The sequence below is a fragment of the Bacillus cereus group sp. MYBK30-2 genome (genome assembly GCF_051915945.1).
GTDB lineage: Bacteria > Bacillota > Bacilli > Bacillales > Bacillaceae_G > Bacillus_A > Bacillus_A paramycoides.
The window spans coordinates 1226830-1242087 of sequence record NZ_JBQAFR010000001.1 but is presented as its reverse complement, the minus strand read 5'-3'; the positions used below and the strand labels follow the sequence as shown (position 1 = coordinate 1242087).

Genomic DNA, 15258 nt, shown 5'->3' with positions numbered 1-15258 from the left:
TACATTTAACTTAAATCCCACGCTACAATAAGCCCTAAATGCGTAAGCCCACCGCCAAATCCGTACAGTAAAAGTGTATCTCCATTATTTAATTTCCCTTCTTTTCTAGCTAAATCTAAAGCGAGTGGAATGGAGACGGAAGATGTATTCCCCATATATTCCACACTCGTTAATGTTTTTTGAATAGATATTTTTGATTTTTCGCAAATGGATTCAATCATTCGTAGGTTAGCGCTATGTGGTATGAACCAATCTATATCATCTATTTGCAAATTTGCAGTATGTAATAGTTCTTTTATGCCGTGTGGTACAGTTCGTACGGCCCATTTATATACTTCTCTTCCATTTTGAATGATCTTTTCATTTGTTTGTAGTGGCGTGCTATTCATAGTAGTAGATAAATTTGTTCTGTACAGATGAATACCGCCTTCACCGTTTGTTCCCATGTGAGCAGCGATAAAACTTGGTTTGTTTTCGTCTTTTTCTAATAAAATAGCTCCAGCACCATCACCGAACAAAATACAGGTCGTTCTATCTGTGTAGTCTGTTACTTTAGATAATGTTTCAGTCGCTACGACTAGTACTTTTTGGTGGGTACCAGCAGTAATTAAGCTGTTACCGACATGTAGCCCATAAGTGAAGCCAGCACAAGTAGCGTTTAAATCAAAAGCAAGTGTATGGGGGATATTGAAGTGTTGTTGTATTTGACAAGCAACGCTAGGAAAGACATAGTCAGCAGTTGTTGTAGCGACGATAATGCAGTCAATATTTTCTAAGCTTTTCTTATACGTTGTACATAAGTTTTCGATTGCTTTAATGGCTAAGTGAGAGGAGTATTCTTCTTCACCAGCGATTCTTCTTTCCTTCATTCCTGTTCTTTGCACAATCCATTCATTATTCGTATGGACTATCTTTTCTAAATCGTTATTAGACAATACTTGATTTGGAACATAAGTGCCAATTGCGGTAATGCGAGATTTAGAATTCATAGGAACATCTCCTAACTATTTTTATAACCTGATACTAATATGAGGTTATAAAAATGTCAATAAAGACTTTTATTGTATGGAAACGATAATGTTTAATTTACTATGGAGGAATTTGGCGAGTGACGTAAAAATAATATACGGGAAGCTTCTAAAATTGATAATGAAGGGAGTTGAGCTCCTTGAAAAGAATGTTGCACATGTTGCCTGTTGTCATTATTTGTAGCTTTATTCTTATTATTTTTCCAGATAAATCTTATGCTTGTGACTGTATTAAAAAATCTCCAGAGGATGCATTTCAAAAAAACGATGTGGTGTTTGAGGGGAAAGTAGTTGAGGTTCAAAGGAAAGAGGGAGTTGGAACTGAAGTATTATTTGAAGTGAAGAAAATTTGGAAAGGAACAAGTTCTTCGCAAATTATTATATATACAAATGGTGGTGATTGTGTATTTCACTTTTTAGAGGGAGGAGAGTACTTAGTGTTTTCTTCTCAAAGGGGGGAAGAGAAACAATTATACACACATAGTTGCAGTGGAACGAAGAGATTAGATGAGGCAGAGATGGAGAAAAATGTTTTAAGTCATATTGTAAAAGAGTCTGTTCCATCGAAGAAGGTGAATTTAAAAGGGGATATGGCTAACGGTTTAAGCTGGTGGAAAGTTGCTATCATTTCTATAGGTGTGTTATTGATAATCGCTTTTGTTATTTTTATTGTGAGAAGAGCTCGCAAAAAATGACGATTAAAGTAAAAATACAAAGATTTTCTTTCTGTTTCTATAGGTGGTTTAATCTTGTGAAAGCGAAATACTTATGCTACACTTTATGTAACTTAAAATGAACGGAGGGGCTTCCTTTGATCTTAATCAGATTACGTCTCAATACTTTGTGCCGATAATTGAATAGCGCTCAAAGGCTCTGTCTGTGTACAGAGTGAACGGGATTGGTCTGCCTATTTTAAAGGAACCCTTTTATTAAGCTTATATGTGAAAAAGAGGGAGGGACGAATACGCCCTCTTTTTGTTTTGCCTTTATAAATAGAATGGGGTGATATAGGTGAACCCTTGTTGGATGCTTATACCATCTTGGGACTTTTTGACTATGTAATAGGACGAGAGCATTGCTTTCTTCTATTTCTTTGGTGAACCCTTATCCGTTTACGAAAACACAGGCAGTGACCTGTGTTTTTTATTTTGCGTAATCGAAATGGAGGAATAAATATATGGAAGAATTATTACAAAGAGCAGTTTTAGTTGGTGTAAATTTAGGTAATGAAAGTGATTTTGCATATTCGATGGAAGAGTTAGAAAACCTTGCAGAAGCTTGCGATGTAGAGGTAATTGGGCAAGTGACGCAAAATTTACAACGAGTAAATCCATCTCATTATATTGGAAAAGGAAAGATTGAAGAAGTAGCGGCCTACGTAAAAGAAATAGACGCGAATATGGTCATCTTTAATGATGAATTATCTCCATCACAAATTCGAAATCTAGAGGAAGATTTAGATTGTAAGGTAATTGATCGTACCATCTTAATTTTAGATATTTTTGCGCAACGTGCGAAAACGAAGGAAGCGCAGTTGCAAGTAGAAGTAGCACATCTTCAGTATATGATGCCTCGTTTAATCGGTCTTCGTGAATCTTTAGGGAGACAGAGCGGCGGAGTTGGCACGAAAAATAAAGGTGTCGGTGAGAAGAAATTAGAGTTAGATCGTCGTAAAATCGAAGAGCAAATTTCAGTTTTAAATAAAGATTTAGAAGCACTTGTTGCCCAGCGTCAAACACAGCGAAAGCAACGTAAGAAAAATGAAATACCAGTTGTAGCATTAGTAGGCTATACGAACGCAGGAAAGTCAACGACGATGAATGCAATGCTTGAAATATATAATGGCACGGAAGAAAAACAAGTATTTGAAAAAGATATGTTATTTGCGACGTTAGAAACATCTGTACGAAATATTGATTTGCCAGATAATAAATCTTTTTTATTAACGGATACAGTTGGATTTGTTAGTAAATTACCGCATCATCTTGTGAAAGCATTCCGTTCAACGTTAGAAGAAGTAGCCGAAGCAGATTTACTTATTCACGTTGTAGATTACGCAAATCCAAATTATGAACAATTAATTGATATTACAAATGAAACGTTAAAGAAAATTGGCGTGGAAAATATCCCGACAATTTATGCATATAACAAATCAGATATGGTAGATGTTGAAATTCCAAAAGTACAAGAAGACCGTGTTTATTTATCAGCGAAGAAACATGTTGGAATTGAAGAGCTTGTAGAAATGATTCGCTCACACATTTATAAAGAATATACGAAGTGTGAAATGTTAATTCCGTATGATCAAGGACAGGTAGTTTCTTATTTCAATAATCATGCGCACGTTTTATCTACGAGTTATGAAAACGAAGGTACGAAAATTGCACTAGAATGTAAGACGAGTGATTATGAGAAGTATAAGCGCTTTGCTATTTAATAGAAAAAGGCGATCCTAATATGTTTTAGGATCGCCTTTTTCTTATTCTTTAATATAAGCCCATTTATAAGAGTAGATTCCAGCAAATGGACGAATAACAACACCTTGTACGGTTGGTCGTTCTAAATATACAAGTCCTGATTGGAAAATTGGGGCAATGGCTGCATCGTCTTCAATTAAAATTTTCTCAGCATCTTGGAACGCTTTCCAGCGTGCTGGTAAATCAGTTACTAAAGTAGAGCTCGTTTTTTCAATTAATTCGTCGTACTGTTTGTTTGAATAGCTCATTTTATTAAAAGGTCCATCTGTGACGAACATATTTAAAAATGTTGTAGGATCAGGATAATCTGGTCCCCATGTAGAAAGTGAAATTTCAAAGTCACCATTTCCTTCGCGATCTAAAAATGCTTTTACTGGAAGTGGTTGTAACGTAATTTTTAATCCCGGTAAATTTTTCTCGAGTTCACCCTTTAAAAACTCGCTAATTTTTTTATCGTTAGACTCATCCGTTGTTATGATTGAAAGAGAAGCATTTTGTAAATTTGTTTCTTTTTTCGCAGTTTCCCATAGTTTTTTTGCTTCTTTTACATTTGTTTCTACTTTTACATTACTTGTACTACGAAAATCTTTATTGTCAGGACCTTTTACGAATCCTTTTGGAACGAAGGCATTCGCAGGTATTGAACCGTTATTTAAAATCGTTGTTGCGATTCCTTGTTTATCAAAGGCAAGAGAGATAGCTTTTCGGGCATTTTTATTTGCTAGTAAAGGATTCTTCTGACTAAAACGGAAAAATGTCATGGAAGGGCGTTCCATTTTCTTTAAGCTAGGATCCTTTTGGTATTTGTCGACAAACTCTGAATTAATCGTGATACGGTCTACTTGTTTACTTTCGAATAAATTAACAGCTGTTGAAGTATCTTTCACTATATTTACATTAATTTCATTCAATTTCACATTTTTATTATCCCAATAATTTGGATTCTTCGTCATTTTGTAACTCGTATCATGTTTCCATTCACTTAATTGGAACGGCCCGTTATAAACTACATTTGCAGCTTCAAGTCCGTAATTTTTCCCTTGAGCTTCTACTACTTTTTTGTTTTGAGGATAAAATGTTGCAAATCCCATTAAACCTAAAAAGTATGGAACAGGGTGCTCTAGCTGTACTTCTAACGTGTTATCGTTAATTGCTTTTACACCGAATGAATCGATTGGCAATTCTTTTTTATTTATTTTTTCAGCGTTTTTAATATCGAACATGATGTGTGCATATTCAGAAGCAGTTTCCGGATTTACGGCGCGCTTCCATGCGTATTCAAAATCATGAGCGGTGACTGGATCACCATTTGACCATTTTGAATCGTGTAATTTAAATGTGTATGTTTTTCCGTCTTCACTTAGTTTGTATGATTCAGCAGCCGCAGGAACAGGTTTGTTATCAGGTCCAGGCATATATAATCCTTCCATTACGTTGTTTAAAGCAGCGTAAGAAAACCCATCGGTTGCGATAGATGAATCGAGTGTAGAAATTTCCCCAGATTCTACAATGTTTAATATTTGTTGTGACGATTCTTTTTTCTTTTTTCCAGTAGTTGTTGCCTCTTGTTTTTGACCACATGCTGTCAAAAACATAGATAATGTGATTGAGACTGCAACGATTCCTTTTGTTTTTTTCTTCATAGTTGACATCCTTCCCTTCATCTCTGCCTTAGTATAAAAGAAAATATAGAAAATTTCTATAAATAAATCCGATAAAGCATATAGAAAAAATGTATTTTATAAGAAGTTGTATTTCTGGAAAAAGAAATGAAACCAGTATAGAATAGAAATGTTTCAAAACTCAGAATTTATTACACTTACTGTAATAAATATATATTTTGTACAGGAAGGAGAGATTCATATATGCAGGCAGTTTCACAAAAAAATGCAGTAGAAACACCGACAATATACCGTATACTATTTGCAATTAGTTTCGGACATTTTTTAAATGATTCGATGCAAGCGGTTGTGCCGGCGTTGTTTCCTATTTTGGAAAAAACGATGAATTTATCCTATATGCAAGTAGGATGGATTGCGTTTGCGTTAAATATGACGTCATCGATTATGCAGCCGGTTTTTGGTATGTATTCGGATAAGAAGCCGTCACCATTTTTATTACCGCTCGGTATGTTTTCGAGTATGCTTGGGATGATTGGACTCGCATTTGCACCGAATTTTATTATTGTTATTATTTCTGTTTTATTTATTGGATTAGGTTCCGCAGTCTTTCATCCAGAAGGTGCCCGAGTTGCTTATATGGCAGCAGGTGCAAAACGAGGTTTAGCACAAGCGATTTATCAAGTGGGAGGAAATACAGGGAACTCTCTAGCACCTATTTTTACAGCGCTCATTTTCGTTCCGCTCGGTCAAATTGGTTCTCTTGGTTTTACTGCTTTCGCAGCGGTAGGGATTGTATTGTTAATCTTCGTTTCAAATTGGTATAAAAATGAATTAATGAATGGCGCTGTAAGAAGAAAGAAACGAGCTGCGCTTGAGGCTGAAAATGCGATTGTAAGTACGCACATTAAATTTGTTATTTTGCTTCTTGTTTTTCTAACATTCGTACGTTCTTGGTACGGTGCTGGTATCGGGAATTTCTATCAATTTTATTTAATAGAGCATTACGGTTTATCTATAAAAAATGCACAGTATTTCGTCTTTGCTTTTATGATTGCAGGGGTATTAGGGACTTTCTTTGGTGGTCCGTTAGCAGATCGATTCGGTAAGAAAAAGATAATTGTATTTTCAATGCTCGGTTCAGCGCCGCTTGCACTTTTATTACCTCACGTTTCGCTCGTGTGGGTTGTACCGTTATTTTTATGTATCGGTTTTATTAGTTCAAGTAGTTTTAGTGTAATTGTTGTCTATGCGCAAGAGCTTGTTCCTGGAAAAGTAGGGATGGTATCAGGACTAATTGTAGGCCTTGCGTTTGGTCTTGGAGCATTAGGTGCTGTAGTTCTTGGGAAATTGGCTGATATGTATAGTCTTCAGTTTATTATGCTATTATGTAGTTGTTTACCATTAATTGGACTGACTTCATGGTTACTGCCAAATGATAAGAAAACGATAGAATAGGGGATGCGCTATGAAATTATGTGAAAACGTTACAGAATTAATAGGAGATACACCTGTCGTCCGATTATCTAAATTTATTCCAGAAGAAGCAGCGGATGTGTATGTAAAACTGGAAATGTTTAATCCGTCGCGGAGTGTGAAAGACCGCGCTGCTTATAATTTACTTCATGCTGCTGAGGAAAATGGACTTATAAAACCTGGTGATACAATTATTGAACCGACAAGTGGAAATACAGGAATTGGTTTAGCGATGAATGCAGCTGCTAAAGGATATAAAGCTATTTTAATTATGCCAGATAATATGTCAAAAGAGCGTATTAATTTATTGAAAGCATACGGAGCAGAAGTAGTTTTAACACCAGCTGAACAAAGAATGCCAGGAGCAATTGCGAAGGCGGTAGAGTTACAAAAACAAATACCGAATAGTTTCATTCCACAGCAATTTGAAAACCCAGCAAATCCGAATATTCATCGTTATACGACTGCACTTGAAATTTATGAACAAATGGATGGAGAGCTTGATGCATTTGTAGCAACGGCAGGAACGGGTGGAACAATTACGGGGACAGGTGAATCGTTAAAAGGGAAACTACCCAACTTATATATTGCAGTAGTAGAACCGAAAGGATCACCAGTTTTATCTGGTGGTGTTCCAGGCCCTCATAAACTAGTAGGAACAAGTCCTGGTTTTATTCCAAAAAACTTAAATACAGAAGTGTATAACGAAATTATTCAAATTGCAGATGAAGAGGCATTAACTACTATGAGAAACTTAGCAAGACAAGAAGGCTTATTAGTAGGACCATCTTCAGGAGCTTCTGTTTACGCTGCGATAATGATAGCGAAACGTTTAGGCACTGGCAAAAAAGTTTTATGTATTGCACCAGATACAGGTGAACGTTATTTGAGTATGGGATTATTTGAATAAAAACGATAGAAACACCTTAATGGTGCAATAGCCACTATTAAGGTGTTTGTTTTAGGTTATTAAGAGAGGTGAAGGACGATGAAACTATTGAAACCGAAATATGAATATAGCGAACAAATTATGGAGTATAGGCAGGCATTTTCTAATTCAGGAGAACAACCACACGGTAGTTGTTCTTTACAAAATTTTGATTCATTTGATGAATGGTTTGAAAAAGTGAGTATACAAGAAGTAGGAGAAAACTTACCATCTAATCGAGTGCCGTCTAGTCAGTTTTTAAGTGTTGAGAATGGAAAATTAATAGGTTTTGTGAATATTCGACACCGGTTAAATCCAGAGTTATTGTTGGAAAGTGGTCATATTGGGTATAGTATTCATCCCGATGAACGTCGAAAGGGATATGCTACTAAACAACTTCAACTTTCATTAGCTGAAGCGAAAAAATTAGGTTTGAAGAAAGTGTTAATAACTTGTGATAAAGCGAATGTTGGTTCGGCTAAAACAATTCAAAAGGTTGGCGGTGTGTTAGAGGATGAAGTTGTTTCTTCTAATTCTGATGAAATTGTGCAGCGTTACTGGATAGAAATATGATTGAGTTAATTTTGAAAAGGTGAAAGTGGTAAAGGGAATATAAGGTGTAATATCGAAATAGATAAATGTAAATAAAGGAGAATGATCCAGCTTTAGGGGGAGATGAAATGGGATTAAAAGAGAAAGCGATAGAAATGTCGGAGATTTATAGGAAAAATCCGAAAGTTGAAGCTATTATTTTAGCAGGCTCTGTAGCGAGAAAATTAGAAGATGAACATTCAGATATTGAATTGCATATATTATGGTCATCACCACCAGAGGATGAGGATCGTCAAGGGCCTATTAACAATATTAGTGGAACGATTTTATCATATCATCCTTACGAGGAAGAAGAATGGTCGGAAACATATTTGACGAAAGAAGGAATTAAACTAGAGATTAGTAATTTTTTAACAGTGACAGTAGAAAAGGTTATTTCAGAAGTTGTAGAGCAGTATGATATAAACTATGAGAAACAATGTATTGTATCATCGGTTCATGATGGTGTGAGTTTGTATGGAGAAGTGAAAGTGAATGAATTAAAAGGTAGAGTATCGGCATATCCAGACGAACTAGCGAAACGAATGATTTCAGAAAATCTATGGTTAAGTAATCGTTGGCATAATCGCAAGGCACTTTTGAAGCGGAAAGATTGGCTTATGCTTTATGATATTATTTGTGAAGTACAAAGAAATATATTTGGGGTCTTATTTGGTCTGAATAGAATGTATGTGCATCATCCTGCATTTAAATGGATGCCATATAATGTGGAACGAATGACTATTAAACCTGAAAATCTGTATGAGCGGATGACGAATACTTTGATAGGGAATCCGGAGTATAGTGTGAAGGAGTTAGAAGTGTTAATAGGGGAAGTATTACATTTGGTAGAAAAATATAATCCGAAATTAAATATTGCTGAACAACAAAAACGTATTCAATATGCGAAGTAAAAAACAAGAGATGTAACAACGAGTTACATCTCTTGTTTATTTATTTTACTAATTTCCCTAGTACGGGTAAACGTTGAATACGATCACCGAGAATATGAGAAGCAAGTCCGCTCGTTAATACGAATAAAAGATAAACAAGTCCTCCTGCTGCTGCGCATATAAACACAATGATCAGTGATTCTATATAAGATTGGCCAGGAATAATCCAACTTATAAATGCTCTTAATGCAATTACAACAGCAGACATTGCTGCGGAGTATATCGTAATAAGAAATACTGTTTTTGTTGTTTCACCAATTTTGAATTTCGCAAACTTAATGATGCAGTACAACATAATAATATTTGAAACGAGATATCCAAGAATTGTGCCGAGTACAGCACCGTGTCCGCCAAATAAATGTAAGAGCGGTGTATTCACTAAAACCTTAACGAGGATACCGACTGAGAATGCAATCATTGTTTTTCTTTGATAATCAATTCCTTGTAATATAGCTGCGGAAACTGTGAAAATCGCACTTAATATAGCAGAAGGTGCAAATGAAATTAAATATTGCGATCCCCCAAGTGCAATTTCAGGATTTACATAAACCATGCGGAATGCATCGTAAGCGATACTAGCTAAACCGAATGCGGCTGGGATAGTGAAGAATAACAATACTTGGAATATCTTTGAAATTTGTTCTTGTAATTCATCTAGCTTCCCGCTTGTATATGATTTCGTAATAGCTGGAATTATCGTTAATGAGAATCCAGTTGCAAGTGAAGCTGGAATCATAATTAACTTTTGGGCATAGTTCGTTATATAAGCGAAGACTGCATTCGCGGTTTCTAAAGGCTCTCCCATCGCTCTAAGGACATCAGCGACTGTATATTGATCTACTAGCGTATAAAGTGGAATGGCAATACCGACAAATACAATTGGAATTGCATATCGAAGTAATTCCATATAAATATTTTTTAACGGAATATCGGATGCTCTTGACTTTAGCTCGCCTTCAGGAGGTTTTAATCCATTATATTTTTTCCAGTACAGCATTAAAATTGAGACGCTGGCAAGTGCCCCGATAACAGCGCCAAATGTAGCAACTGCAACAGAAGAGGCTACTGAACCTCCTAATAGTTTTGAGACAATAAAACTACCAACTAAAATGAAAACGACACGTGCGATTTGTTCTACGACTTGAGAAACAGCACTTGGTTTCATATGTTGAAAGCCTTGGAAATAACCACGTGTAACACTCATAGCGGGTACGATAATAAGCGCGAAACTTAATGCTCGCATCGTAAGCGTTACGTCGGCGATAAATTGTGGATCTGGCGTTTTTGAACGAATAATAAATTGTGATATGTATGGTGCTCCAATAAATAAAATTAAAAATCCTAAAAAGCCCATAAACAGCATCAATTTTACGCTAGAGTTGTATAATTTTTTACTTGTACTATAATCACCAAGCGCATTATGTTTTGCAACAAATTTGGAGACGGCAATAGGAATACCAGCTGTTGAAAAACTTAATAAAATACCGTACCAAGAGTATGCATATCCGTATAAAGCGACCCCTTGCGTTCCAACTAATAATTGAAAAGGGAAGAAGTATATAAAACCTAAAATTCGTGAAATCATTGTTGCACCACTTAATAAAGCAGTGCCTTTTAAAACTTTTGAAGTAGACAAAATCCTTTCCTCCTACTCGTGCTGTCTTGCATTCATCGTATACTACTATAAACCCGCTAGAGAAGTTAATACAGTATAAACCATAAATGTTCTAATACTATTCATACAAAAGTCATATTTTGAATTTTTAAATAGAATGTAATACATAAAAATTCAAAATATGAGTTGACACTATTTTTAATGTATGATAAAAATGATAGTAATCAATTCGGAAAATAATATTTGGGCAATGAAAGGGTATAGTAGTGAAAATCTCCCTATTTCAGAGAGCTGATGGTTGGTGTGAATCAGTATATAGATTATTCATGAAGTTCGTCCTGGAGCATCTTTCATAAATCTTACATTGTGAGGAAATGAAAGACGGTAGTGCATACCGTTATCAAATAAAGTGGTGAAGATTTTTTTCACAACTAGGGTGGTACCGCGATATATATCGTCCCTACGTATTTACGTAGGGACGTTTTTTATTTAGGTCTTACTTAGTTGTGTCTTCATAACTAGGGTGGTACCGCGATATTTTATCGTCCCTACGTATTTACGTAGGGGCGTTTTTATTTAGGTCTTACTTTTGGTGTATCTTCATAACTAGGGTGGTACCGCGATATTTTTGTCGTCCCTACGTGTTTACGTAGGGGCGTTTTTTTATTAGGGAGGAAGGGAGGGTATTAGAAAATAGTATTGATAGAACAATATAAATACCGAATTGTAAAACAGAAAAAAGATAAAGAGAGGAGATAAACAAATGAATTCACAGCAATGGACATCGAAATTAGGCTTCATATTAGCTGCAGCAGGTTCAGCAATTGGTCTTGGGGCGATTTGGAAATTCCCGTATATGGCCGGCATCGGAGGAGGCGGCGCGTTCTTCCTTATTTTCATTGGTTTCACATTATTAATTGGTTTACCGCTATTATTAGCCGAATTCGTTATTGGAAGAAGTACACAAAAAGAGGCCGTTGATGCGTACAGAGAAATTGCGCCTAAAACGCTATGGCCGTGGTTAGGTAAGTTGGGGATTGTAACATGTTTCATATTACTTTCTTTCTACAGTGTTGTAGGAGGTTGGATTATATTATATTTATGGAATGCAATTACAGGTAGACTATGGGAAGGAAATGGGGCATACGAAGCTACGTTTGGTGAAATCATTTCCAATCCGTATTTAGCGGTTGGATCACAGCTATTATTCATCCTTATTACTATTTTTATCGTAAGTAAAGGTGTACAAAATGGTGTTGAAAAAGTAAATAAATATTTCATGCCAGCACTATTCGTTTTATTCTTTGTATTAATTGTTCGTGCACTTACATTAGACGGTGCTGGAGAAGGAGTTCGCTTCTTCTTGCAACCTGATTTCTCAAACGTAACGTCAGAAATTATTTTATATGCAATGGGGCAATCGTTCTTCTCGCTATCTGTCGGTGTAGCTGTTATGGTAACGTATAGCTCATACTTACCGAAAGAAGAAAGTTTACCGCGTTCAGCATTTTCTATTGTAGCTTTGACGCTTGTTATTACATTACTTGCAGGACTTGCAATTTTCCCAGTTGTGTTCGCATTTGGAATGGAACCATCTCAAGGACCGGGGCTATTATTTATCGTATTGCCAGCTATTTTTAGTAAAATGGCGTTCGGAAAATTATTCTTCATCGTTTTCTTATTACTATTCTTCTTTGCTACTATTACATCAGCAATTTCGATGTTAGAAATTAGTGTTGCGTCATTAACATCAAAAGGTAAAGGGAAACGCGAAAAAATGGCCTTAATAGTTGGGTTATTAATCTTCGTTGTTGGTGTACCATCAGCATTATCATTCGGGATTTTAAGTGATCTCAAGATTTTTGGAAAGACTGTCTTTGATTTAGCAGATTATGCGGTTAGTAACGTATTAATGCCACTAGGCGTATTACTGGTTTCCATCTTCGTTCCTTTAAAAATGAAGAAAGATGTATTAATGAAAGAGCTTGGCGTAAGTAAAAATAAAGGCTATAAACTATTCGTATTATGGTTATTCTTACTTCGCTATATTGCACCAATTGCGATTATTATCGTATTCCTAAATGTATTAGGAATTATTTAATCTAAAGCGCTAGTCTATCGTTTTAACGAAAGGCTAGCGCTTTTTCTTTAAGAAAGCATGGAAGGTGCAAGGTGAGAGGATTTGTCATATAATAAAATGCAAAAGGTATATTAGGAGGTGTTTATATGGCGATTATAATTCAATTGCCAGACACTGCAACGTCTCATGCAAAGCCAAGTATGGAAATGGCGATACTTTGCGTGAGGTAGACAAGTAATATACAATCGCCCAAATGAGCTCGTATCATTTTTTATATTTGGCTTTGCACCTTATTGAAATGAACCATAAAAAATAAGGGGCGAGCAGAAATGAAATACGTAAAAGCTGTGACTGTTTTACCAGAAAGTTTAATTATTGAAATTCAAAAGTATGTACAAGGTGAAACAATTTACATTCCAAAACAAGAAACGGAACATTATAAATGGGGTACACAATCTGGAGGAAGAAAGCAATTAGATGAACGAAATAAAGCAATTAAGGAAGCGTTTAAAAGTGGAATTGCTATTCATCAACTTGCTGAAAAGTATTTTCTGTCCGGGGAAACGATTAAGAAAATCGTGTATTCTAAATAAGGAAGCCGCCTCTAATGGGAAACCTAGAGGCGGTTTTGTTATGTAAAGTTCTTTTGTAAATCGTCTTTTACATACCGTAAAACATGATTATTGTATACAATGATACTAGATCAACAATTTGTATGGAGTGATAAAGATGGAAGCTTTTATTAGAAGTGATCAATATAATTTTATAAAATCACAAGCTTATATTTTAGCAAATGGACATGCGACAGCAAATGATCGAGGGGTTATTGCGGCACTGAAATCTCTTGCTATTGAAAAAGTACTAAATGTCTTTGAGAATTTGGCTACCGAACAAAAAGAGTTAATTGATATGGTATTAACAGTCGAAAATAGAGAAGATGCAGAATCATTTTTACTGAAAATAAATCCGTATGTAATTCCGTTTCAGGAAGTTACAGCACAAACGTTAAAAAAATTATTCCCTAAGGCAAAAAAATTAAAACTTCCTGATATGGAAGAAATCAATATGAAAGAAATATCTTATTTGGGCTGGATTGATAAAGGCTCGAGCAGGAAATTTATTATAGCGAAAAACAATAAAAATAAGTTTGTTGGTCTACAAGGAACATTCCAAAGTATAAATAAAAAAAGTATTTGTTCATTATGTCATGGGCATGAAGAAGTAGGAATGTTCTTAGTTGAGATAAAGGGTGATGTACCGGGAACTTTCGTTAAAAAGGGGAATTATATTTGTAAAGATAGTGTAGCTTGTAATCATAATATGAAATCACTTGATAAGTTGAACGATTTTATTGAGAGATTGAAAAAGTAATTCTAGAAATAAGTATGCATTACAATGGAGCCTTCAGGAAATGAACTGGAGGTTTTTTCATGTTTATTGGAGAAAGGTATTTCTGTGGAAAAATAAAAGTGAGGTGAGGACAGATAATGTCAGCTAAGAAAAGAAGGGTGATAAATGAATTAAAGCTTTGGACATTAACAGTAATCGTTCTTATCATCGTTTTGTATTTCTTCCAAAGATAATAAAACTCCATGCTTTTTCAAAAAGATGAAAAAACATGGAGAGAGTGTGTTATTTTTTTGACCAATTTTCTTTAATAAATTCTTCACGCCCAGATTCTTTTTGCTCGGTAGCATATTTCTTTGGATTCTTTTTATAAAAATTTTGGTGGTATTCCTCTGCTTCATAAAAAGGTGCAGCTGAGCGAATTTCAGTCACGATAGGATCTTTAAATATACCGCTTTCTGCTAGAGTTTGCTTCGATTTTTCTGCAAGCTCTTTTTGTGTTTCATTATGATAAAAAATTGCTGTGCGGTAAGAGGGACCGCGATCGAAAAATTGCCCACCATCATCAGTTGGATCAATTTGTGGCCAATATAAATCAAGTAATTTTTGATACGGGAAAATAGAAGGATCGAATGTAATTTGAACGACTTCTAAATGTCCTGATATCCCTGATTTTACTTGTTCGTATGTTGGATTTTCAATGTGACCACCTGCGTATCCAGAAGTGACTTTTTGGATGCCAGGAAGTTCATCAAATGGTTTTACCATACACCAAAAACAACCGCCTGCAAAGGTAGCGAGTTCGTATGTTTTTTCAGACATTGCTGTAATCCTCCTAAATATATATGTTTTATATAGTATTATATAGTTGGTTTTATTACGCAATAAAAAAGATTTGAAAATATATGTTTTTTATACGAAAGATTCTCTGCCCACATCAATTTATTGACCGTTTCTCAGTAACAATCAGAGGGAAAAGAAAATCAGTAGTATAGGTACGCTTCTACTCCTCCTAGGTAATTGAAAGCTTTAATGTTAGTAGCCTACGCGTTTATTGTTGCATGCATAAAGAATATTGATAAAAGCGTCCTGTGAAAAACTTGATGAAATATTTTATCAAGTTTTTTATTCACGTAATAATTAA

At 35.3% G+C, this 15258-nt stretch carries 13 protein-coding genes and 1 other annotated feature; of the genes, 9 read left to right on the top strand and 4 right to left on the bottom strand.

Annotated elements, in window-relative coordinates:
- Nucleotides 1-5: 5 nt before the first annotated feature.
- Nucleotides 6-989 (bottom strand): ketoacyl-ACP synthase III, encoded by a 984-nt coding sequence (locus tag ACTFQM_RS06465; protein WP_440033816.1) that lies wholly within the window; start codon nt 987-989, stop codon nt 6-8.
- A gap of 179 nt (nt 990-1168) precedes the next feature.
- Here ACTFQM_RS06465 and ACTFQM_RS06460 point away from each other — a divergent pair, with 179 nt between their 5' ends.
- Nucleotides 1169-1723 (top strand): cobalamin biosynthesis protein CbiN, encoded by a 555-nt coding sequence (locus ACTFQM_RS06460; protein WP_440033815.1) that lies wholly within the window; start codon nt 1169-1171, stop codon nt 1721-1723.
- A gap of 482 nt (nt 1724-2205) precedes the next feature.
- Nucleotides 2206-3465, top strand: coding sequence for a GTPase HflX (gene hflX / locus ACTFQM_RS06455; RefSeq protein WP_048375899.1), 1260 nt, complete (start codon nt 2206-2208; stop codon nt 3463-3465).
- Nucleotides 3466-3507: 42 nt separating this feature from the next.
- Here hflX and ACTFQM_RS06450 read toward each other — a convergent pair whose 3' ends face one another.
- Entirely contained in the window at nt 3508-5148 is a 1641-nt protein-coding gene (locus tag ACTFQM_RS06450; protein WP_440033814.1) for a peptide ABC transporter substrate-binding protein, read from the bottom strand.
- 222 nt (nt 5149-5370) lie between these two features.
- Between ACTFQM_RS06450 and ACTFQM_RS06445 the strand changes: the two genes are divergently transcribed.
- From ACTFQM_RS06445 to ACTFQM_RS06430, 4 genes are all read left to right on the top strand, one after another.
- The gene (locus tag ACTFQM_RS06445; RefSeq protein WP_002171353.1) at nt 5371-6582 is read left to right on the top strand and encodes an MFS transporter; all 1212 of its coding nucleotides are present in this window, start codon (nt 5371-5373) and stop codon (nt 6580-6582) included.
- A gap of 10 nt (nt 6583-6592) precedes the next feature.
- Nucleotides 6593-7510 (top strand): cysteine synthase A, encoded by a 918-nt coding sequence (gene cysK, locus ACTFQM_RS06440; RefSeq protein WP_440033813.1) that lies wholly within the window; start codon nt 6593-6595, stop codon nt 7508-7510.
- Nucleotides 7511-7588: 78 nt separating this feature from the next.
- On the top strand, nt 7589-8101 hold the full coding sequence (locus ACTFQM_RS06435) for a GNAT family N-acetyltransferase (protein ID WP_327902650.1): 513 nt from the start codon (nt 7589-7591) through the stop codon (nt 8099-8101).
- Nucleotides 8102-8208: 107 nt separating this feature from the next.
- Nucleotides 8209-9033, top strand: a complete 825-nt coding sequence (locus tag ACTFQM_RS06430) for a DUF4037 domain-containing protein (RefSeq protein ID WP_440033812.1) — start codon at nt 8209-8211, stop codon at nt 9031-9033.
- A 40-nt stretch (nt 9034-9073) separates the two neighbouring features.
- Here the strand turns inward: ACTFQM_RS06430 and ACTFQM_RS06425 are convergent, their stop codons facing one another.
- Nucleotides 9074-10708: a putative polysaccharide biosynthesis protein gene (locus ACTFQM_RS06425; RefSeq protein WP_098790470.1), complete on the bottom strand. Its 1635-nt coding sequence runs from the start codon at nt 10706-10708 to the stop codon at nt 9074-9076.
- A 220-nt stretch (nt 10709-10928) separates the two neighbouring features.
- Nucleotides 10929-11152 (top strand) — a binding site (T-box leader).
- A gap of 298 nt (nt 11153-11450) precedes the next feature.
- Here ACTFQM_RS06425 and ACTFQM_RS06420 point away from each other — a divergent pair.
- The 3 genes from ACTFQM_RS06420 (at nt 11451) to ACTFQM_RS06410 (ending at nt 14138) form a co-directional block, all read left to right on the top strand.
- Entirely contained in the window at nt 11451-12788 is a 1338-nt protein-coding gene (locus ACTFQM_RS06420) for a sodium-dependent transporter (protein ID WP_002171358.1), read from the top strand.
- Between the two features lie 308 nt (nt 12789-13096).
- Complete coding sequence (locus tag ACTFQM_RS06415; protein ID WP_440033811.1) at nt 13097-13360, top strand: CD3324 family protein; 264 nt, start codon at nt 13097-13099, stop codon at nt 13358-13360.
- A 136-nt stretch (nt 13361-13496) separates the two neighbouring features.
- Nucleotides 13497-14138, top strand: a complete 642-nt coding sequence (locus tag ACTFQM_RS06410; protein WP_025148931.1) for a FusB/FusC family EF-G-binding protein — start codon at nt 13497-13499, stop codon at nt 14136-14138.
- A gap of 261 nt (nt 14139-14399) precedes the next feature.
- On the opposite strand, the gene msrA is transcribed toward ACTFQM_RS06410, so the two are convergent.
- A complete protein-coding gene (gene msrA / locus ACTFQM_RS06405) occupies nt 14400-14936 on the bottom strand; it encodes a peptide-methionine (S)-S-oxide reductase MsrA (RefSeq protein WP_440033810.1) in 537 nt (178 codons plus the stop codon).
- Nucleotides 14937-15258: the final 322 nt, after the last annotated feature.